The sequence below is a fragment of the Paenibacillus sp. FSL R5-0341 genome (assembly GCF_037975235.1).
Taxonomy (GTDB): domain Bacteria; phylum Bacillota; class Bacilli; order Paenibacillales; family Paenibacillaceae; genus Paenibacillus; species Paenibacillus amylolyticus_A.
The window spans coordinates 623693-646484 of record NZ_CP150241.1 but is presented as its reverse complement, the minus strand read 5'-3'; the positions used below and the strand labels follow the sequence as shown (position 1 = coordinate 646484).

Genomic DNA, 22792 nt, shown 5'->3' with positions numbered 1-22792 from the left:
TGATTCCTTCAAGTTTACGTAGTTAGTAATCTCAATCAGAAAGCTTTTAGGCGAACGCTCCACTTCAACAGTTTCTTTCTGTCCTCTGGTCTAACGTAACATTTTCATCGTTATACTTTAACCGCAGCAATCATCAGAAACATTGGTCTCCGGTTCTCGTCTCTCATGCCTGGAACCTGTTCGATCATCTCCAGCGATGGCTTGGATTCAGCTACCTGCCCAATAGCAAACCCTGCCTTAATAAGCTCATTCATATGTGTTGCCAGTGTACGATGATATTTGACTACGTCCTGATTCAGAAAGTTTGCCACACGCTTCCCTTCCTCGTGGTAATCATCCACGGGCCAGTGCAGGATTTCACCTTCGGGTCCGTAATGCCAATCCTGCGCAGCGCGAGCGGTGAAGATGGGATGTTCGGAAGATAGTACAAATGTGCCCCCTTCTACGAGACAATCATTGATCTTAGCGTACACCGTGTCTAACCGTTCAATATAATGCAAAGCAAGTGAACTAATCACAACGTCGAATTGTCCTGGTGCAAAATCAATATCTTCAATTGCCAGTTGCTTGAACTGGATCTGTGGATCGTCCGTCATTTCACGAGCACGCTGAAGCATATTTTCAGACAGATCTACACCGATCACTGAACTCGCTTGTTGCTCTCGCGCATACCGGCAGTGCCAACCAAAACCACATCCCAAATCCAACACACGCTTGTCCTTCAAATCAGGCAGTAAGGTCTGCAATTCATGCCACTCCCCCGCTGCATCCAACCCTTGAACAGAACGAGCCATCTTACTATAGTTTTGGAAAAACTCAGCCTCATCGTATTTATTTTGTTTCATCAAGAGATTCCTCCCGCCATATAAATATCCACCTACTCTACCACATAAACGATATTTAAACGTAAAAGTTGCCAAGCGAAATCAAGCCGTGTTATCATACAGAACGAACGTTCAGTATTAATAAATACAGAATGAACATTCAGTTTACTAACGGAGGTCATTATGAATACGAATTGGACGCATCCATTGGAAGGGCAAACTGTAGGTAAAGCTTTTATGAGCTACCTCGTGCCTTCCGTATTGGGGATGCTGGTAGTTGCTTTTAATTTTATTATCGACGGCATTATGGTTGGACACAAACTGGGTTCTACCGCGATGGCCGGGATCGGCATTGCCTCACCTGTCTACACGCTTTTTGTTGCCATGTCGCTGTGGATTGGTATGGGCGGGGCAACCCTGTACTCCAACGCGATGGGTAGAAAAGATATCACATCAGCCAAAGAAATTTTCACCAAATCCATTATGCTCATTATGCTAGTCACGATAGCCATTGGATATACTGCATTTACGTTCAAAGACAAGCTGGTATTCTCCCTCGGTGCTAATGCCGAGACCTTCCCGTTTGCTTCGGACTATATGAATATCATGTTGTTGTTCGGGTTTGTCTTCACCATTGAGAATGCGCTCTCTGTTTTTGTACGGAATGATGGGAATCCCAACACATCCATGTATGCTCAGATTACATTTGCTGTAGCCAATATCATCATCAATTATATAACACTATATGTACTCGAATGGGGTGTACGCGGTGTGGCCCTCGGTACAATTGTATCGGCGTCTCTTGCGCTACTTGTCCTGTTCACTCACTTTTTCAAAAAAACTAATAATCTCACGTTCACCCGGTTCAAATGGAATAACAAACTGCTGGCTTCCCTGCTGCTCATAGGTTTCCCCAGCTTTTTGGCTGAACTCGGTATGTCGGTCTTCTCTGTCTCTCACAATATCTCCATGGACCGCATTGCGGGCACGGATGGTGTAGCATCCTTTACCGTATTGAACTATATTCATGGTGTGGTACTGTTAGCGTTCCTGGGTCTGGCGTCTGCTGCCCAACCTCTGATCAGCTATTATCACGGTGCGAAACAGATTAACCGGGTACAACAAACGATACGTTTAGCCACCAAAACGGCTTTGGCATGTAGTCTACTGTTACTGCTTGTTGTTCAAATTGGTGCACCCTATTTCGTGCAAATCTTTGGAAACTTCAGTACCGGCGTAACAGATAATGCCGTCTACGGATTACGGATATTTACATTTGCCTATGTATTTATGGGTGTTAACTTTGTCATGAGCACCTATTTCCAATCTGTAGGTAATGCCAAAATGGCCATTTGGATTACAGCTGCGCGTGAAATGATCATCATGATTGCGTTGATTGCAATCCTCCCTTCATTCTTTGGTGTCACGGGTGTATGGCTTGCCGTACCACTGTCCGAAATGCTGGTTCTCGCAACCATAGCCGTATACTATAGAAAACGATCCCTTACGGATCGAATAAACGCGTTGCAGTCTGAGTAACGCTCACAGATACTAACGGCAACAGATAGCAAATAAATGGAACGTAGATGGAATGTAGGTATCCCTCATAATAAATTTAACAAACAAATAAAACAAAGCCCTGCACGATCAATATAGATCGGTCAGGGCTTTGTTTTATCCTAAATTAGATGTAATTAGATGCGTATATCAAAACGACCATTGCTGTCTATTGTTGCGTTCGCAATTTCCTTAGGGGTAGCTACGCCCATTCCATTGGATGTTGGTTGGGCAGGTGGCGCCTCCTTCGTAGCAGTTGTACCGGTTCCTTGAGAGCTTTGCTGTGCAATCTGTGCCTCAATCTGCTTGATCTGCTGTTCAAGCTGTTTGGTCTTAGTCTCCTTGGTCTTCTCATCGTCCTTGCTGGATTGCACTTTCTCCAATTGAGCCTCAAGCTTCGTCTTTTGTTTCTCCAAGCTACTTGAATTGTCCGTACTCGAAGATGTCGATATGTAAGATGTAGTGGAACTGGCTGCAGAAGATATATTCATTATGGTTCTCCTCCTCTTTACTTGGCTCCACTATACCCTAATCCAATGAGTTGTACGTTAAATTCAACTGAAAGGTTGCTGAACGAGCTAAGAATCAGAAGTTTATCGTATTGAAGTATGTATATCAGCATTACTCCATAGTCCAATTTTAATTCTAAGAGTCTTCAGATTAATGAAATATTGATGCTGTCTTATCTATATAGTTAGTTTAATATAGTTAGTTTAATTATCCGCAGAAAAAATTAACAAAAAAAGACACACTCGATATCATCAAGTGTGTCTTCCTATTGCTTGGCGGCGTCCTACTCTCCCAGGACCCTGCGGTCCAAGTACCATCGGCGCTAGAGGGCTTAACGGTCGTGTTCGGGATGGGTACGTGTGGAACCCCTCCGCCATCGCCACCAAACGCGGTGCTTACATTTCAGAGTTGTTGTTCTCTGAAAACTAGATTCGAAACGAAACACGCGAATTATCACTTGCATATTGGATAAGCCCTCGACCGATTAGTACTGGTCAGCTCCATGCATTGCTGCACTTCCACCCCCAGCCTATCTACCTCGTCGTCTTCAAGGGGTCTTACATACTGGGAAATCTCATCTTGAGGGGGGCTTCACGCTTAGATGCTTTCAGCGTTTATCCCGTCCGTACATAGCTACCCAGCGGTGCTCCTGGCGGAACAACTGGTACACCAGCGGTACGTCCATCCCGGTCCTCTCGTACTAAGGACAGCTCCTCTCAAATTTCCTACGCCCACGACAGATAGGGACCGAACTGTCTCACGACGTTCTGAACCCAGCTCGCGTACCGCTTTAATGGGCGAACAGCCCAACCCTTGGGACCTACTTCAGCCCCAGGATGCGATGAGCCGACATCGAGGTGCCAAACCTCCCCGTCGATGTGGACTCTTGGGGGAGATAAGCCTGTTATCCCCAGGGTAGCTTTTATCCGTTGAGCGATGGCCCTTCCATGCGGTACCACCGGATCACTAAGCCCGACTTTCGTCCCTGCTCGACTTGTAGGTCTCGCAGTCAAGCTCCCTTATGCCTTTGCACTCTTCGAATGATTTCCAACCATTCTGAGGGAACCTTTGGGCGCCTCCGTTACTCTTTAGGAGGCGACCGCCCCAGTCAAACTGCCCACCTGACACTGTCCCCGCACCGGATTACGGTACCAGGTTAGAACCTAGATACGATCAGGGTGGTATCCCAACGTTGCCTCCACGCAAGCTGGCGCTCACGTTTCAAAGGCTCCCACCTATCCTGTACAGATCGTACCCAAATTCAATATCAAGCTGCAGTAAAGCTCCATGGGGTCTTTCCGTCTTGTCGCGGGTAACCTGCATCTTCACAGGTATTAAAATTTCACCGGATCTCTCGTTGAGACAGCGCCCAAGTCGTTACGCCATTCGTGCGGGTCAGAATTTACCTGACAAGGAATTTCGCTACCTTAGGACCGTTATAGTTACGGCCGCCGTTTACTGGGGCTTCGGTTCACAGCTTCGGATTGCTCCTAACCACTCCCCTTAACCTTCCAGCACCGGGCAGGCGTCAGCCCGTATACTTCGCCTTACGGCTTCGCACAGACCTGTGTTTTTGCTAAACAGTCGCTTGGGCCTTTTCACTGCGGCCCCCTCGTGCTATTCACACTACCGGGGCACCCCTTCTCCCGAAGTTACGGGGTCATTTTGCCGAGTTCCTTAACGAGAGTTCTTCCGCGCGCCTTAGAATACTCTTCTCGCCTACCTGTGTCGGTTTGCGGTACGGGCACCATCACCTGGCTAGAGGCTTTTCTTGGCAGTGTGAGATCATGACCTTCGCTACTGTAATTTTCACTCCCCATCACAGCTCAGCCTTACAATGTGCGGATTTGCCTACACATCAGCCTTACTGCTTAGACGGACATCCATCAGTCCGCGTCACTACCCTACTGCGTCCCCCCATTGCTCATAACGGCTTACGGTGGTACAGGAATTTCGACCTGTTGTCCTTCGACTACGCCTTTCGGCCTCGCCTTAGGTCCCGACTTACCCTGAGCGGACGAGCCTTCCTCAGGAACCCTTAGGCTTTCGGCGGATCAGATTCTCACTGATCTTTTCGTTACTCATACCGGCATTCTCACTTGTATAATGTCCAGCGCTCCTTACGGTACACCTTCAACCCTTATACAACGCTCCCCTACCCCTGATGCAAAGCATCAAGCCATAGCTTCGGTGGTGTGTTTAGCCCCGTTACATTTTCGGCGCAGAGTCACTCGACCAGTGAGCTATTACGCACTCTTTCAATGGTGGCTGCTTCTAAGCCAACATCCTGGTTGTCTGTGCAACTCCACATCCTTTCCCACTTAACACACACTTGGGGACCTTAGCTGATGGTCTGGGCTGTTTCCCTTTTGACAATGGATCTTAGCACTCACTGTCTGACTCCCGGAAGTAAGTCTATGGCATTCGGAGTTTGACTGAGCTTGGTAACCCTTGCGGGCCCCGCACCCAATCAGTGCTCTACCTCCACGACTCTGTTTTCCGAGGCTAGCCCTAAAGCTATTTCGGGGAGAACCAGCTATCTCCGAGTTCGATTGGAATTTCTCCGCTACCCCCACCTCATCCCCGCATTTTTCAACATGCGTGGGTTCGGGCCTCCAGTGCGTGTTACCGCACCTTCACCCTGGACAGGGGTAGATCACCCGGTTTCGGGTCTACGTCCACGTACTACATCGCCCTATTCAGACTCGCTTTCGCTGCGGCTCCGGCTCTTCACCTTAACCTTGCACGGGAACGTAACTCGCCGGTTCATTCTACAAAAGGCACGCCATCACCCCTAAAACGGGCTCTGACTTTTTGTAAGCACACGGTTTCAGGTTCTATTTCACTCCCCTTCCGGGGTGCTTTTCACCTTTCCCTCACGGTACTGCTTCACTATCGGTCGCTAGGAAGTATTTAGCCTTGGCAGATGGTCCTGCCGGATTCATACGGGGTTTCACGTGCCCCGCACTACTCGGGATCCGTCTCGGAGGGAACAGACTTTCAATTACAGGGCTTTTACCTTCTTTGGCGGGCCTTTCCAGACCTCTTCGCTTAATCGGTTCCTTTGTAACTCCATGTGAGACGTCCCACAACCCCAAAGAGCAAGCTCTCTGGTTTGGGCTTCTCCGCGTTCGCTCGCCGCTACTGACGGAATCACTATTGTTTTCTCTTCCTCAGGGTACTTAGATGTTTCAGTTCCCCTGGTATGCCTCTACATAACCTATGTATTCAGTTATGAGTAACTGGAAATTACCCCAGCTGGGTTTCCCCATTCGGACACCCCCGGATCAAAGCTTGCTTACAGCTCCCCGAGGCAGTTTCGTTGTTCGCCACGTCCTTCATCGGCTCCTAGCGCCTAGGCATCCTCCGTGTGCTCTTAGTAGCTTAACCATATTGCTCCGGTTTTGACTGCTCGCTTCCCTTGTTTTGGACTACGTCCAAAGCCAAAAGTCGCTCCCACCCAATACCATCGCAAAAGCAATTAAGTACCAATTTATTAAACTTGTTTAACACAAGTTCAGCTAAAAAGGAATGTTCTAATTCGCGTTTGTTTCGTTTCGATATCTAGTTTTCAAAGAACAAGCTCCATGCAAAAGCAAGCTGTTTGAGAGTTTGAGCTCTCAAAACTGAGCAACGAGTGAGTGTTTTGTAGCTTAGCTACATATTTGAATGTTTCCGTTGCAGGAAACGATTCTCCATAGAAAGGAGGTGATCCAGCCGCACCTTCCGATACGGCTACCTTGTTACGACTTCACCCCAATCATCTATCCCACCTTCGGCGGCTGGCTCCTTGCGGTTACCCCACCGACTTCGGGTGTTATAAACTCTCGTGGTGTGACGGGCGGTGTGTACAAGACCCGGGAACGTATTCACCGCGGCATGCTGATCCGCGATTACTAGCAATTCCGACTTCATGCAGGCGAGTTGCAGCCTGCAATCCGAACTGAGACCGGCTTTGTTGGGATTGGCTCCATCTCGCGATTTCGCAGCCCGTTGTACCGGCCATTGTAGTACGTGTGTAGCCCAGGTCATAAGGGGCATGATGATTTGACGTCATCCCCACCTTCCTCCGGTTTGTCACCGGCAGTCTATCTAGAGTGCCCATCCGAAATGCTGGCAACTAAATATAAGGGTTGCGCTCGTTGCGGGACTTAACCCAACATCTCACGACACGAGCTGACGACAACCATGCACCACCTGTCTCCTCTGTCCCGAAGGAAAGATACATCTCTGTACCGATCAGAGGGATGTCAAGACCTGGTAAGGTTCTTCGCGTTGCTTCGAATTAAACCACATACTCCACTGCTTGTGCGGGTCCCCGTCAATTCCTTTGAGTTTCAGTCTTGCGACCGTACTCCCCAGGCGGAGTGCTTAATGTGTTAACTTCGGCACCAAGGGTATCGAAACCCCTAACACCTAGCACTCATCGTTTACGGCGTGGACTACCAGGGTATCTAATCCTGTTTGCTCCCCACGCTTTCGCGCCTCAGCGTCAGTTACAGCCCAGAGAGTCGCCTTCGCCACTGGTGTTCCTCCACATATCTACGCATTTCACCGCTACACGTGGAATTCCACTCTCCTCTTCTGCACTCAAGTCACCCAGTTTCCAGTGCGATCCGGGGTTGAGCCCCGGGATTAAACACCAGACTTAAATGACCGCCTGCGCGCGCTTTACGCCCAATAATTCCGGACAACGCTTGCCCCCTACGTATTACCGCGGCTGCTGGCACGTAGTTAGCCGGGGCTTTCTTCTCAGGTACCGTCACCTTGAGAGCAGTTACTCTCCCAAGCGTTCTTCCCTGGCAACAGAGCTTTACGATCCGAAAACCTTCATCACTCACGCGGCATTGCTCCGTCAGGCTTTCGCCCATTGCGGAAGATTCCCTACTGCTGCCTCCCGTAGGAGTCTGGGCCGTGTCTCAGTCCCAGTGTGGCCGATCACCCTCTCAGGTCGGCTACGCATCGTCGCCTTGGTGAGCCGTTACCTCACCAACTAGCTAATGCGCCGCAGGCCCATCCCCAAGTGACAGATTGCTCCGTCTTTCCAGTTCTCTTCAGGCGAAGAAAACAACTATTCGGTATTAGCTACCGTTTCCGGTAGTTGTCCCAAACTTGAGGGCAGGTTGCCTACGTGTTACTCACCCGTCCGCCGCTAACCATCAGAGAAGCAAGCTTCTCTTCAAGTCCGCTCGACTTGCATGTATTAGGCATGCCGCCAGCGTTCGTCCTGAGCCAGGATCAAACTCTCCAATAAAGTATTGAAAAGAGCGATAAGCTCATTTTGAATCTGACGAGATTAAAAATCTCATTTATGCTTCGAAATCATACAGTCCGAAGACTTGTACCCATTTCTCAGCGTCGATCTTGCAAGCAAGATCGTTACTCACTCGTTGTTCAGTTTTCAAAGATCAAACTTATTTTGTTACCGAATTTTTTTCTCTTCAGCAACTCTTATATATTATCATGTCCGAACCAACTTTGCAAGCTCTTTTTTTAAGTTTCTTTCGAAGCTTATTTCATTCGCTTGCCGCACCATGTATCTTGTGTTTTCTTGGCCGGATAAATAATATACCACGCAGAACAAGCACTTGTAAAGAGTTAATTATTAAAAGTATAAAATCCACATTTTAACTGTATTAACGACCATGAATCTAGGATGAAATCTTAGTTTACATTGTAGTTTCCTTTAGCTTAATCATCTCTACTTAATCCGTCTTTCTTCTATATATAGAATGTAGCCCTCTCAACTCTCATGTTCGAGAAGAAAGGGCTACCTTATAAAGTAATCTTTATTTACTTACGTTCTACTTTGTATCCTTTATCCTCAAGCAGTTTCACGATGCCGTGATCGCCCAGGTAGTGTGCCGCGCCGACAACAATGAAATACTCCTCACCTTTGCCGTTTTTCAGGTAGCCATCGATTTTGTCCGCCATACCGATATTACGATCAACAAGCATTGCTTTGTTGTATTCTTCGTTGTCAGAGAAGGTGTCTGTCAATTCAAGCAGTTGCTCGTCATTACCTGTTTTCCACATCTCCGCCGTTTCATTCACACTGCTATCTAGTACGTCAAAGTTATCTATTGTTCCTTTTAACATTTCTTCTTGCAACTCTTTAGAAAAGTCATTAAACATACCGAGTTGAGACTCATAGGATTCTAGCCCAATGACTGGTAATTTCCGCTCTATAGCTTTCTGTATGAAATACATATCCACGCCAGATGACATTTCATATCCAGACGTCGTGGATTGCAATGTTACAAGTGCACTTTGTACCGCCCAAGGCTTAAATGCATCAAAAGCTTTCGGCTCTAAACCACTTTTCTTCAAAAGCTCGACCAGACTGGAATACGTCTCACTGGAAATATGGTCTTTCAGTGTAGTTCCATCCTCATACATACTTAGATCTAGGATCAATTTTTGTGTGGTTTCATCGGCTGCATTACTAATATCAATCTCTACGCCAAGATAATCTGCTTCAGCAAATGCCTCTTCAAACTCCGGACGAAGCGGGTAGAAGCTTTCATCAGCAATATGCATTGAACCTACCAGATAGATCGTATTCCCATTGCTTTCAACTTCCCACATGAAGCCACGTCCACCAGTTTGAGCAGTTTCGGTTGCTCCACCTTTAGATACCAATAGTACTGTACGCGTTGTAGCATCCCAGCGGACTTCATAACCTGCTGCATCACCAACAATGCGGATTGGCGCATACGTTACACCATCAATGCGTGTTAACTTGCTTTTAAGTGTAATCGTTTTGCCATCTACCACAGCTGTGATCGTATCATCTTTAGCAGTGGTCAGCCTTACATCCATAGCATCCAACGTTGTGCGCAATGGAACAAGTGTTGTGCCTTTATCTAAGATGGGTGCTCCTGTGGCATATTTCACAGCCTCGTCGTTGACCTTGACCGAAGTCTCCTGCGAAGCAGCCATTGCCGGAACGGCAGTTCCGAGCAGGCCTAACGAGATTGTAAGGGATAAGAGCATTCGTTTCCAATTCTTCATATTATGTATTCTCCTTTGGTGAATTACTTTGCCTATCCATTTTAATAGAATAGACATACTTAGATTCTACGAACAAAAGTGGGAAATGGTCCCAAAAATTATTATATCATAATAATTTGTTTGTACCTTGAAAATTTATTAGAAGAACCTACAAATTTCTTGTTTAACTCGATTCAAAAGTGAGGAGACGTCCTCGACCACTGCATAGCACGACATTTCAACGATGAGTATCACTTGTACAATAAGTATGACCAAGAACGTATGCGTATGATATCTTGACCTTTTCACACCCAGTTATTACGAAATCACCGGAACGTGAAACTCTTTGTTCACGGGAGTACCCATCAGTGTTTCAATGCGCGACAACTCCTAATTCTGCAATCGCTCCTATTGCAATCGGTACCGCGTAGCCGCTAGAACCGGAAATACGGACAATAATTCATCCGAAAACTGCGGTTTTGTAGTCATTGTTGCGAGATGGATTTAAATGCATGAAGAAAGGCCCGTTGTCAAACAAGGGCTTTTCATTTGTATTTATGCTGTGAACAGAGTAGTTCTTACTTTTTTTTGTGCGTTGTCATAATTAGTGAGAGAAAACGTCAAAAAAAGCCTATGTATCCATACAAATTTCCATAAAGAGCGAGAAAACTTTATCATTCCAATTTAAAATATTCAATATTTTCACAATGAGTGAGAAAAAGCGCAAAACTCAATTTGCATCTTTATGCATCATAATGGATACGTTTTTATGCGTTATCTTAATCTTAATTATACAGAAAAAACCACTATCTTTTATGGATAGCAGTCTCAGTCTAACGTATTCTATTTGTTTAGATTAAACTCATTTCGCAGAAACTAAATAAATACTCTCCAGATAATTAGCATTAAACATACTCGCATCCTCAAGCTAGTTTCACTTTGACTTTTTTACTGGATTCTTCAAATATTTTCAAACTTAATACAAGAATAAAATTGAAGCATTCTTTCGAAGATATTGCTGGAAATTCTCAAGTTTATTATAAATGAATCATAATATATGTACCAAAATTTGCTTTATAACACTATTTCAAATTTTAATTTTTGCTCTTTCTACACTGGGATGCATCCTCAAACTCAAGCAACCCGCACTATGAGAGATGCAAGAGTCCAAAAAGCCTTAAACATACAAGCTATTTAGCGTAACGAGTGACCAGACACATAATTTTCCACTCTGCTGTTGAATATTCAAATCCCCTCATCTGCACCATAGTAACGAACCTTCTGTCTAGTTGTCTTTCTTTAGCAAGAATTCTGAGAGAGCTAGGCATGCCACATAGTACAACAGGAATAGAATAATATTGTTGATATTAAAGGCAAACAACATATCGGAGTAGTTAACCCTTCTGTAAATGATTATCTGAAGCTGGTGTTTACAAATAATTTTTTAGAGCTAAGTGCTATTCGGGATTCCATATGTAATTCCCTTCAATTTGAAAGATGCTATACAAAAGAAGAACTTCTTAATATCTACTGTCAACTAATCCTTGATGGGGCAGTTCACGAAATTGACTTTGCCGATACACATCAAAAGAATTATTTTATTACATCAAAAGTCTCTGAATATCATATAAAGAACACAAATTATACTCCCATAATCTTTGACTATCTATCCAATTCCTATTATTATAACTTTTCACATGTAAATTGGTTCAATCATTTTGAGGTCTTGTCTGCTTTACTTAGCAACGATTTTTACAGGTTCTACTCAATAGACCAATTTATTTACTCACAAGATAGTATTTCTAATCTATTGGAAAACCTAGATTTAGATGAATTGGTTATGACAATAAATCTTTTGGATGAATTTTTTGAAGCACAAGAAAATTGTCCTTCATGGATTGAACAAATCTGTAAAGAAAAAATAGATGAAAGCATAATGTACTATTACGAGTGTGCAGACACCACAGGATATTGTGATAATTATAATATGGGAGACTTGATTAGTGAACATACTAGATCATATTGGGATAGACCAGTGAAGAATACGTCGATAAATCATCGGTTGTATCAGATTTAGAAAAGCGAATAATTAGTGACATAGAGGATGAAGTACAAGAAAAACTACGCTGAAATAGAAGGGGCTGTACGTAGAAGCCCCTTCTTTCCACTTCTTATAAGATTCAAACATTCTTCAATCTCATTAATTTCATTATCACAGAATGTACTGTGGTACAAAGTTGTAATCCCTTGGATTAAGTTAGTATAAATGTTTCGTCAACATATTCTTTTATTACACTCCCGCGTTCCATTTCGCCATTTTCAAAATCTATAGATTTGAACCCTTTCATAACCACTAACAGGTGAACCATATAATCCAACCATTTCGGTAATGTTTTGGGCACGTACATATGAAGTTGGATAATCAAATTTAGGAATGTACTCCTTAATCATTGCGGATATTTGTCCTAAGAATAAAAGACTGGATAGATACTTAACTAAAAAATTCATGACGATACTAATCGTTCCTGTTAGCCTCCTTGTAAGAGCAAAAAATTCAAGTCCTGTTTATTCCGCATCAGGTTAACAAGACAAAAAAGCTGCGTAGCGAAATGATCGACGACCTACGTTAGCGAAAATAGACATATAACGATTCCTCCTCGAAAATATGCAAAAGCCACCTTCATTCTTGATTAAGAGGTGGCTTTAAAAGCCGATTTAAGTTTTAATTAACAAGTCTAGTTGATTAAATAGTAAAAAGGCGTCACTCCATTTCTAGAGTAACACCTTTCTTATCTTTTCTTATTTCTTACTCCCAGCCATCCAGAGACCTACAGCTGCGAAAACAGCTCCAGCTCCCATCATCACCCCTTGAACGGCATCCTTCACTAGAGAGCCTTCTCCACTGATAACTGATGCTAACAGTAGTACAACTACTCCTGCACTCATTAACTTATAGGACTTACTATTTAATTGATTAATCATATTAATTACCTCCATAGTGTTTATTTGAATCGTTTTTAATTTAATGTTGTAGTGGTTGCCTCACTCACTACAGCATTACTCTAGCCCAGGCAGGGTAAGTTCCTATCTTAGATCTTGTAAGCTTTCATAGCCTTAAATAACTCTTTAAAGGTTGGGCGTTTACCGTACATCAGCACACCCGTGCGATAAATTTTGGCTGCAAGCCATCCGAAGATGATAATAGATACGATGAGAATCGCTAAGGAGGTTAGAATCTCCCAAGTTGGCGCAACTCCTGCGCCGATTCGTACCAGAATCGCGGTCGGCGACGTGAATGGAATGAAGCTTGCGATTTTCAACAAGAGAATGTTCGGCGTAGAAATACTGAAGATCGCAATATAGAAGGAAACGAGCGACAACATCGTAATCGGCAGCACAGCCTGACCGAGTTCTTCAGTACGGCTTACCATTGAACCGATAGCAGCGAACAACACCGCATACAGGAAGTAGCCCAGAATGTAGAATATGAGTCCGTACACAATAACCGCAATATTCACATCACTCAGACTCATATTGAAATCACCTAATACTGCACGGTTATGCGGCAGCAAGATATTTCCGGCAACCACCGCTCCGAAGATCCCGATTTGCAGCATCCCCACCATGAAAATACCAATGATTTTACCAAACATCTGACTGAGCGGTGATACACTCGTAATCAAAATCTCCATAATACGTGAGCTCTTCTCAGCTGTGATCTCAGAGGCAATCATGTTGCCTGTCATCATAGTCGAAGTGAACAGCAGGATAATCAGCAAGTACACCACAATATAGTTAATCGGGCTCATTGCACCTTCAGACTCAGCACCTGCTCCGCTCTCATCTGTACTCAAGCTTTGCTCGGTGAGCTTCACAGGTGTTGTAATCAGTTCCTTCTGCTCCGCTGTGAGTACATCCTTCACAACTACATCCAGCTTCACACTCTGCAACGCAGCTTCAATAGATGCGATGATCTGAGGTGATACGTCTTCTGCTGAATAGAGAATCGGCTGCGGGAACTCTTGCCCGGCAACGGCTTCAAACTTCAGATAGCCATCGGTAAGCCCTGCTTCCACATCTGCCGCAAGAGCTGCCTCATCTTTGTCGCCACTGGTGATGAATCGATAGGCCTGATCTCCTTGAGCCGCAGAGAAGCTCTCCAGTTTCTCGGAAACTTCAGGCTGCCCTGAACTCAGAAGACCAATATTTACAGGATTACTGCTTGAAGCTCCGCCAATGGAACCCCCGTTGAATAAGGTAATGAAATACGGAACATTGAGTCCGATTGAAATTAAAAGTGCAAGTACAATGGTCGTCACCATGAATGATTTCGTTTTAACTTTGTTTTTAAATGTAAAACCCGTAATCGTTCCCATTTTATTCATTCGACTCACCTACCTCACGAATAAAGATTTGGTTAAGCGTTGGTTCCTTGAGTTCAAAGTGTTCCACTGTCGTCTGGGTCATAGCTGTTCTCAAAATCTCTTGAGCCGCTTCCACCTGACTAATATGTACCAGGTACCCGCGCTCATTCCGCTCAACTTTCTTCACTCCAGACAATTGTTCGAGCCCTTCCACATTTCCAGTCGTACCCAGGAACACCTGTTCACGCGGATACCGGCTCTTGATCTCCTTGATCTCTCCTTGTACCACAGTGTTGGAACGATGCAGAATGGTGATCTGACGACACAACTCTTCAACATGCTCCATACGGTGTGTTGAGAACAGAATGGCCGTGCCTTCGTCACGCAACTCCTTGACGGTGGATTTGAGTAATTCCACGTTCACAGGATCCAGTCCACTGAACGCTTCATCCAGAATGAGAATCTGCGGTCTATGCACTACGGCTGCGATAAAGCCCATCTTCTGCTGATTACCTTTGGATAACTCCTCAATCTTTTTATCGTAATACTCAGGTACCTCAAACCGGTTCAGCCAGTACTTGAGGCTCTGGTCTGCGTCCTTGCCGTTCATGCCACGAAGCCGTGCCAGGTAATTAATCTGTTCGCTGACTTTCACCTTCGGGTACAATCCGCGTTCTTCCGGAAGATAACCCATAATCTGCTGCAGCTCCGTGTTGTAGGGCTTTCCGTTGTACAGGATATTGCCTCCGTCAGGGTGAATCAGTCCGAGCACCATGCGCATTGTTGTCGTTTTACCTGCACCATTGGCTCCGAGCAGTCCGTAAATCTCCCCCTCTTTTACATTGAGCGTGACTCCATTAACGGCTGTTTTGTCTGCATATTGCTTGACGACTTGCTTCAATTCCAATCGGTTCATCATTTATCGTCTCCCTTCGGTTATTTCCACTGTACGGGTGCATACCCGGCAATCCAGAATGCCAGCACTTCATCCAATTCCAGGTTACGGATTTTCAATACTCGGTTACTGGACAACTCCAACCTTTCCTGCGCTTCGCTGACCCGAGTTGTAATGACGCGAACCAGACCTCCCTCTTCCAAAGAAGATTCCACAACACCTGGGATACTCTCTGGCCTTAAATCTCCTTCATACCAGACTTCTTTCCATTGATCGAGCACCATATCTTTTTCGGCCATCCCCAGTGACTGACCACGGTGCATCAATACGATGTAATCCGCAAGCCTTTTGACTTCGTCCGCAATATGGGTGGCAATCAGAATCGTGGTGTCTCCCCCAGCCATGAAGGTACGGAACTGCTCAACCATCACTTTCCAGGCAAAGGGGTCCAGTCCTGATGACGGCTCATCCAAAAGTAATAATCTTGGGCGAGCTGCAATTGCAGCTGCAATCTCAAACTTTCGCCGTTCTCCCTTGGACATCTTGTTCAGCTTCACATCAACAGGTACTTCCATGTCATGGATCAGTTGGTCGAACAACTTCATATCCCAACGCGGGTACCAGTAGGACCGAAAATGAGCTGCTTCCTGTGCTGTTATCCGGTTCTCTTCCGAACCAGCGTTGTCAGCCACAAAACCAATCTGTTGTCTCAGTTCAACGGGGAGTGGCCCCTCATGTTCCTTCCCAAACCATATAATCTGTCCGGCATCTGGCAGCACTACTTGCTGCAGCATGTTAAGAAGTGTACTTTTACCTGAACCGTTATGACCGAGAATAGCGACTACATACCCTTCCGGGATGGAAAGATCAATCGGGCCAATAACTCTGCGTTTTCGCATTTTGGATACGCCGTTCAACTGGATTGCTATGGGTTCCATGTATGCATCACTCCCTTACTTCGCGTAAATAGTCTTCAGGACTTCCCGGAACAGGCTCTCCATCTCGTCTTCCGTGCATCCTACCGATTTCCCGGATTGCACCGCTGCCTGCATCGCTTCCTGTGCGGCCTTCAATCTATAATTTTCTCTGTCGCCGGCTTCTACCTGGGCCACAAATGTACCTGTCCCCTGCTTCGTACGAAGCAGGCCTTCATTCTCCAGATCCTGATAGACCCGTCTAACCGTAATGACACTGCAATTCAGCGCTCCGGCGAACTCACGAATGGACGGCAAATGTGTTCCCTCCCCCAACTGACCCGTAATAATTAACGATCTTAACTGATTTTCAATTTGGTGGTATAAAGGTTCAGCGCTATTTTCATTAATTTGAATGGGTATTTTCACATCTTGCACCTCGCCCTCCGGTACACTCCAGGCTGTTAGCTGACCATGCCGGTTTCATCCTGTATTCGTACATAAGCTCAACTCTCATTTTAATTCAAATCCCGAAGAACCAACTTCTTCAACGTCAAGCGACTAAACAGCCATAATCCAGCTACGCCAGCTATCAGAGCAATCCACATGATCGGGGAGAGCAGCCCCCATGATTTACTTGCATCCATTACCATTCGCAATCCGTAACTGTCTGACATTCGAATCAGCAAGGATAGGCCAATCGCGATTGGTATAAAAAGCATACTAAGAACCAAGTATTTCTTGCCACTGTTTAGAAACTCTCCGTAAATATACAATCCTGTTACCACAAGTCCATAACCCGTACAGGTAAGGCTAAAGGCCAGATATTGATCCCATCGGAATCCTTCGGCATGCAGGTTAACTACATATAACGATCCGTAGAAAAAGATACCATTGTAAGCAAACGCCATCAGAGACTGCTGTAACCTGGACCACATCACCGCTTGTTCCGGGATGGGAATTCTGCGATAGTAGGCCAGCATCTGCGTATAGGAATCCTCCTGTATGTAACGGAAGGAGCGCCTGCAGAACATGAACCCTTGAAATGGCAACATGATCAAAAAGAAGGCATCCACTACAGGATTAATGAAATCTGTCTGTTGTTGTCCTAATAACATCACACCGCTCATGCTGCCAGTGTATATCATGAATAATGCAGACCATAGCCATTGGAGCTTATCCTTATGCATCTGGCTGCGGGTCAACCACCACGCCTGCTTCCATTCGTTCATATGCACGCCTGCCTTTCACCTGTCATCCACTCATCTTGCTTATGGTGTTTACTGTATATATCAATATACACAGTATACAGACCGATTTCCCATCCCGTCAACCCCTAATTTTCCTGAATCAGGAAGACGGGATGGGACATAGTTCGAATTTACGTTAAAATGATTATAGTAACGAACCAAAGAAAGGAAGATTACAGCTATGGATTGGCTGATCGAGATCGGGTTTGTCCTCCTTTTCCTTATCGTCGTCATCTGGTTGATCCTCCGGGATGAACCTCATCGTCATTCTGCCAAAAAAGGCAGACACCGCATCCGCCGTAACAACGGTTATGCGGACTCTGCTTCGGGATATCCGGTCATTACAGGAGATGACTCTTATGATCGACATTCCAGACACACACCAGATCACAAATACCATGATTCGGACTCTTCATCAGGCACACATTCTCATCACAACAGCGACAATGGTAGCAGCAATGACAGCAGTGGGGATTAAACCCTATTCCCTAATCACAAAAGAAGGGCTGTACCCATTATTGTGTAAACACAATTCGGGTACAGCCCTTTGCCGTTCTCTAGCACCTGTTAGAAGAAGAGGCCTTGCGATTATACGAGGTTATAGCCGCTAGGCAGACTGCGGTTGCTACGGATCGCACGAATCTCGGCCAGAGTCAACCGCTCATTCGTAGAGATCAGGGATTCCACGTCATTGCCACGGATCAGATCATCCAAATCTCTCAAGTTGGTGTTGCCTCGGAAGACACGGAATCCACCCTGAAAGTTAGGCCGCGTAAACACAACCAGTGTTGCGTTGGAACTTGTTGAAAAAAAGCGCAGGCTCTCTACCCCGTCCAAAATATTGTCCAGGTTACGAAGACCTGTGTTGCCACGATAGATGCGGCTTCTCCCTCTGTAGTTCTCTTCTGAATACACGGTAAGACGCGGATACGTTTGACTGACGTTGACTGTTTTTTTCATTTTGTTTCCCCCTCTCGAACTCATTCTATGAATGGATGAGAGAGGAAGCGTGGACGAATCGTCTGCTAGATTTGTCCATTTTCATATTTTCAGAAGGACATAGTGACGCACGCCCGAGTAGCCGGACGTTATCCCTCTACTTTTATACGCCGAGGATAGCTTCCCATACCGGACGTGTATGACCACCAGGATATAACAGATACAACAGGACATACACGATAACACCTGTCAGTGCTGAGCCGAACCAGATCATGGACGTGAACTTGCCCCAGCGGCGATGCGTTCCGAACTTCTTTTTGAATCCCAGCACCAGTGTGGAGATGCCGAATACCGCAGCCACGGTAGCCAGGATAATATGAAAGATCAGAAATATCCGGTAAAAGATCTCCAGATCCGGGTCCCCGCCCCAAGCCGTATTGCCCACAAACACCGTTCGGGACATATAGATCACAAAGAAGATCAGAGCCGCAATCGCTCCCGCTACCATAGCGGTCTGGTGTGCCTCACGTTTGCCTCGAATAATCAGTGCCCATCCGATCCCCACCAATACTGCACTAATCACAATGAACGAAGTGCTGATCGTGGGTAGCAAAAAATACATATCCATCGTGTGTTCCCCCTCTTGTTAGAACATTGACTTCATTATTTGGCAGCCGGATTAAGCGGCCCTCCTGTACCCCCTGCGGGATACGAATCATCATCATCTTCCTGTTTCTCTTTCCGATACCATTGGAAAAATACATAGGCCAGCATGGAGGCAAAGATCCCCTCCTGAATAAACTTCATCACAATGCCACCAACCTGCTGATCTTCCTTCGCGGAAGACAAAAAGTTGAAGAAGGCCGGACCACCAAATGAGCGAAGTAACGCTGTAGAATCTCCAGACACACAATACCTCATCGCTTCAGCCCATACTGCAGGGTTGCTGTACGTCTGATACAACGGCTCGGACGCAAAGATAATCAAGCCACACGCAGGCGTAAGCAGTACCATATTCAAGAAAATAAAACCGATCTTGGATAACCCCGATGCTTGTCTGCCTTCTGGCAATGGATTCAGCAATGTCCACCACATCAGCATGGAGGTGATAAACAGGGCAATATAATACAACCGGTGAACGGTAAAATTCAACATCACGTAATCATGTACAATTGGCAGATGATACAGCGAGAACAGTCCGTTAAAGAGTACTGCCGCAACGATCGGATGAGCCAGGAACGATAGCTGGCGTGTAGGCAACCAACGTACGATTTTGCGCCATACCCAGATCGGCAATCCTTTCATCATCAGCGGCGGGGCTACCAGATAGGAGAACGCCATGCTTACCATGTGGAAGCTAAACATCACGTGACCGAGCAAATTAAAGGGCCCTGCTTGAGCCAGGTACAGGACGAACAACCCCGTAATAAACATGATTTTCTGTGCAGCAGTCGCTGGCTCTGCATCCTTTATTTGCTCGCTTAATGGTCCGACAAGCACCAAATAGGCTGCAGCAATGATCAGAAATAAAGCCAATATAAGCGGACTCCATAAGTCGTTAAAGCTAAAATATTGCAACCCGAGCATACGGGAAACCTCCCCGTGACCTAATTTGATTGTTGCCAGTATTCCTTTGAGAAGATCCTTTCGCCAAAAAGGGGAAAAGACGGCGGCAATGCGCCGCCGCCATCTCTTTTACCACCAGACCCAATACAGTGCCATAATAATGCACGTAAAGGCTACGAAAAATCCAAAGGCCATGAACAGAATCGGCATCAGATGCCCTTTATCCTTCATGTGCATCCAGTAACCCAATTGAACGAATACCTGAAGAATAGCCATAACGAGCAAAATAATAATCGTAAAGGTTGTGTTGACCCCTCCGGCAGAAGCAGCCGCAAACGCAATCAGCGTAAGAATAATGGAGAAAATAAACACCACGACGTGTTTCTGCGGCCCTTCCGTCCGGTGACGGTGTTTCACAGGCTGTTGATCTGTCTTATCCTGTGCAGACATGTGTTACCCCACCTTTCCGAGCAGGTACACGACCGTAAAGATGAACACCCAGACCACGTCAATAAAGTGCCAGTACATTGCGGAGACGTATACTTTAGGTGCAGTTACGACCGTCAATCCTTTTTTGAACAGCTGCCCGATAATGATTCCGATCCACACAATACCGAAAGCAACGTGGGCTCCGTGGAACCCGACCAGTGTATAAAATGCTGAACTGAATGCACTCGTGGTCATACCGAACTCTTTATGTTTCACATACTCATAGAACTCGTATATTTCCAGTGCGAGAAATCCCATACCCAGTACCACCGTGATGCCCAGCCACAACGCTAGTGCATCTCGCTTGCCCTTATGCATGGCCTGAATCGCAAATACACTCGTCAAACTACTGACCAGGAGTATAAACGTTGCAGCGGCCACCAGTGGCAGGTGGAACAATTCATTCGCCGTAGGTCCATCATTGGTTTGACCACGAAGAGCCAGGAAGGTAGCAAAGAGTGTACCGAACAGTACCGTCTCGCCGCCAAGGAACAACCAGAAGGCGATAAGCTTGTTACGTCCTTCCAGCGTTGCTTTCTCCGGTTCATGCGGCAATTTGTCGTTCACCGGTTCGGCATGTGAGGTTGTCATGTTCTAGCCCCCTTCTCATCCTGATCCTCCGGTTCAATATGCCAGCCATGATCATCATAAAGTGAACGAAGTGCCATTGCGCCAAATGTGATTACGAGTCCAATAATAACCACAATATAATTGTTGAATAATCCGTTCATAAACGCATTGCCGAAATCATCCTTGCTAAACATCAAGCCGAGTCCTGCGATAAAGATACCTACAGACATTACAAACGGCAACGGCGTTGCTGAAGGCATATGAATCGAACCTACGGGTTCTGCCGGTGTCATCTCTGTATGTCCTGCCATCTTTTCCTTCCAATACGCATCGATTCCGCGTACCAGTGGAGTCTGCTTGAAGTTATATTCCGGTGGCGGGGAAGGAATGGACCATTCCAGTGTACGTCCGTCTTCCCACGGATCGTTCGGCGCACCAGCCGGTTTTCTTGTTGTGATTACGATGTTCACGAGGAACATAATAACCCCAACACCCATCAGAAACGCACCGACAGAGCTGACCAGATTGAGCAGGTCAAAGTCCTGATTCGGCAAGTATGTAACGATCCGGCGCTGCATCCCCATCAGACCGAGGAAATGCTGTACAAAGAACGTTAATTGGAAACCGATCATAAATGTCCAGAATGTCCATTTACCCAGTGTTTCGCTCAGAATACGTCCGAACATCTTCGGCCACCAGTAATGCAGTCCCGAGAACAATCCGAGCACCAGTCCCCCTACAATAACGTAGTGAAAGTGGGCCACAACAAAGTACGTATCATGGAACTGGAAATCCGCCGGAGCAGATGCCAGCATGACGCCTGTAACACCACCCATAACGAAGGTTGGAACGAATCCAACCGCAAACAGATTTGCCGCCGTAAAGCGGATCTGTCCACCCCACATCGTAAAGAGCCAGTTAAAGATTTTGATCCCGGTTGGTACGGCAATCAACATCGTGGAGATGGAGAAAAGCGCGTTGGCTACATTACCCAAACCTGTTGTAAACATGTGATGCGCCCATACCATGAAGCCCAGGAAGGCAATCAGGATGGTGGCAAATACCATGGAGCTGTATCCAAACAACCGCTTACGCGAGAAGGTCGGAATAACCTCCGAGATGATACCAAATGCCGGCAAAATCAGAATGTATACTTCCGGGTGCCCGAAGATCCAGAAGATGTGCTGCCAGAGTACCGGATTACCGCCACCTGCGACATCAAAGAAATTCGCTCCCAGAATACGATCAAACGTTAAAAGTACAAGCCCTACCGTGATGGCAGGAAAAGCAAAAAGGATAATGGCAGATGTAATAAATGTCGTCCATGTAAACATCGGCATCCGCATGTAAGACATGCCTGGAGCACGCATGGTAATAATCGTTGCGAGAAAGTTAATGCCCCCGATGAGTGTTCCCAGACCTGCGATCTGGAGACCGATGGTGTAGAAATCCACACCATGCGTTCCACTATATTCACTGCCCGAAAGCGGCGTATATGAGGTCCAGCCCGCATCCGGTGCCCCGCCCATAACCCAGCTCAGGTTCAGCAACAATCCCCCAAACAGGAACGTCCAGAAACCCAGCGCGTTAAGAAACGGGAAAGCCACATCCCGCGCCCCGATCTGCAAAGGCACGACAGCATTCATAACGGCAAATATAAGTGGCATGACACCAAGGAAAATCATCGTTGTTCCGTGCATGGTAATCAATTCGTTAAAGACCTGTGCCGATACAAAATCATTCATCGGCTTCATCAGTTGAATCCGAATCAAAATGGCTTCAATGCCGCCGATTCCAAAGAAAAATCCACCTGCAACCAAATAGAGAATGGCGATTTTTTTGTGATCGACGGTGGTGATCCAATCCATCAAGCCCCTGTACCTCTTGACGCTATGCGCATGAGCCAAGGTTGTGTACCCCC

Annotated in this window: 17 protein-coding genes and 3 rRNA genes; 2 read left to right on the top strand and 18 right to left on the bottom strand. The window is 46.0% G+C overall.

All coding sequences use genetic code 11. The features are described from left to right. Positions 1–110: 110 nt before the first annotated feature. Complete coding sequence (locus tag MKX75_RS03050; RefSeq protein WP_339168373.1) at positions 111–845, bottom strand: class I SAM-dependent methyltransferase; 735 nt, start codon at positions 843–845, stop codon at positions 111–113. Between the two features lie 162 nt (positions 846–1007). Between MKX75_RS03050 and MKX75_RS03045 the strand changes: the two genes are divergently transcribed. Further along, the gene (locus MKX75_RS03045; protein ID WP_339168371.1) at positions 1008–2363 is read left to right on the top strand and encodes an MATE family efflux transporter; all 1356 of its coding nucleotides are present in this window, start codon (positions 1008–1010) and stop codon (positions 2361–2363) included. 155 nt (positions 2364–2518) lie between these two features. On the opposite strand, the gene MKX75_RS03040 is transcribed toward MKX75_RS03045, so the two are convergent. From MKX75_RS03040 to MKX75_RS02990, 11 genes are all read right to left on the bottom strand, one after another. Beyond that, positions 2519–2872 (bottom strand): FlxA-like family protein, encoded by a 354-nt coding sequence (locus MKX75_RS03040; protein ID WP_076334283.1) that lies wholly within the window; start codon positions 2870–2872, stop codon positions 2519–2521. A 289-nt stretch (positions 2873–3161) separates the two neighbouring features. Further along, positions 3162–3278 (bottom strand): 5S ribosomal RNA (rrf, locus tag MKX75_RS03035). Positions 3279–3355: 77 nt separating this feature from the next. Next, positions 3356–6281 (bottom strand): 23S ribosomal RNA (locus MKX75_RS03030). A 311-nt stretch (positions 6282–6592) separates the two neighbouring features. After that, positions 6593–8145 (bottom strand): 16S ribosomal RNA (locus tag MKX75_RS03025). Together the 16S, 23S and 5S rRNA genes form the textbook arrangement of a ribosomal RNA operon. A gap of 539 nt (positions 8146–8684) precedes the next feature. Continuing rightward, positions 8685–9905 carry a TraB/GumN family protein gene (locus MKX75_RS03020; RefSeq protein WP_339168369.1) on the bottom strand — a complete coding sequence of 407 codons (1221 nt, stop codon included), beginning with the start codon at positions 9903–9905 and terminating at the stop codon, positions 8685–8687. A gap of 2778 nt (positions 9906–12683) precedes the next feature. Beyond that, positions 12684–12866 carry a hypothetical protein gene (locus MKX75_RS03015; RefSeq protein WP_339168367.1) on the bottom strand — a complete coding sequence of 61 codons (183 nt, stop codon included), beginning with the start codon at positions 12864–12866 and terminating at the stop codon, positions 12684–12686. A 107-nt stretch (positions 12867–12973) separates the two neighbouring features. After that, positions 12974–14269, bottom strand: coding sequence for an ABC transporter permease (locus tag MKX75_RS03010; protein ID WP_339168366.1), 1296 nt, complete (start codon positions 14267–14269; stop codon positions 12974–12976). Next, complete coding sequence (locus MKX75_RS03005) at positions 14262–15164, bottom strand: ATP-binding cassette domain-containing protein (RefSeq protein WP_339170314.1); 903 nt, start codon at positions 15162–15164, stop codon at positions 14262–14264. The genes MKX75_RS03010 and MKX75_RS03005 overlap by 8 nt, the downstream gene beginning before the upstream one ends. A 20-nt stretch (positions 15165–15184) precedes the next feature. Then, complete coding sequence (locus MKX75_RS03000; protein ID WP_339168365.1) at positions 15185–16081, bottom strand: ATP-binding cassette domain-containing protein; 897 nt, start codon at positions 16079–16081, stop codon at positions 15185–15187. 15 nt (positions 16082–16096) lie between these two features. Further along, entirely contained in the window at positions 16097–16486 is a 390-nt protein-coding gene (locus tag MKX75_RS02995) for a GntR family transcriptional regulator (RefSeq protein WP_062837362.1), read from the bottom strand. An 89-nt stretch (positions 16487–16575) separates the two neighbouring features. Then, on the bottom strand, positions 16576–17289 hold the full coding sequence (locus MKX75_RS02990) for a hypothetical protein (RefSeq protein ID WP_076332753.1): 714 nt from the start codon (positions 17287–17289) through the stop codon (positions 16576–16578). 199 nt (positions 17290–17488) lie between these two features. Here MKX75_RS02990 and MKX75_RS02985 point away from each other — a divergent pair, with 199 nt between their 5' ends. Continuing rightward, positions 17489–17785 (top strand): hypothetical protein, encoded by a 297-nt coding sequence (locus MKX75_RS02985; RefSeq protein ID WP_339168364.1) that lies wholly within the window; start codon positions 17489–17491, stop codon positions 17783–17785. A gap of 110 nt (positions 17786–17895) precedes the next feature. Here the strand turns inward: MKX75_RS02985 and MKX75_RS02980 are convergent, their stop codons facing one another. From MKX75_RS02980 to ctaD, 6 genes are all read right to left on the bottom strand, one after another. Further along, on the bottom strand, positions 17896–18267 hold the full coding sequence (locus tag MKX75_RS02980; RefSeq protein WP_062837340.1) for a hypothetical protein: 372 nt from the start codon (positions 18265–18267) through the stop codon (positions 17896–17898). 142 nt (positions 18268–18409) lie between these two features. Continuing rightward, positions 18410–18874 carry a DUF420 domain-containing protein gene (locus MKX75_RS02975; protein WP_062837339.1) on the bottom strand — a complete coding sequence of 155 codons (465 nt, stop codon included), beginning with the start codon at positions 18872–18874 and terminating at the stop codon, positions 18410–18412. Positions 18875–18909: 35 nt separating this feature from the next. After that, on the bottom strand, positions 18910–19833 hold the full coding sequence (gene ctaG, locus MKX75_RS02970; protein WP_062837338.1) for a cytochrome c oxidase assembly factor CtaG: 924 nt from the start codon (positions 19831–19833) through the stop codon (positions 18910–18912). 108 nt (positions 19834–19941) lie between these two features. Continuing rightward, positions 19942–20262: a cytochrome C oxidase subunit IV family protein gene (locus MKX75_RS02965; protein WP_076332731.1), complete on the bottom strand. Its 321-nt coding sequence runs from the start codon at positions 20260–20262 to the stop codon at positions 19942–19944. Positions 20263–20265: 3 nt separating this feature from the next. Continuing rightward, positions 20266–20892, bottom strand: coding sequence for a cytochrome c oxidase subunit 3 (locus MKX75_RS02960; protein WP_047840264.1), 627 nt, complete (start codon positions 20890–20892; stop codon positions 20266–20268). Continuing rightward, the gene (gene ctaD, locus MKX75_RS02955) at positions 20889–22778 is read right to left on the bottom strand and encodes a cytochrome c oxidase subunit I (protein ID WP_339168362.1); all 1890 of its coding nucleotides are present in this window, start codon (positions 22776–22778) and stop codon (positions 20889–20891) included. The genes MKX75_RS02960 and ctaD overlap by 4 nt, the downstream gene beginning before the upstream one ends. Between the last annotated feature and the right edge of the window lie 14 nt (positions 22779–22792).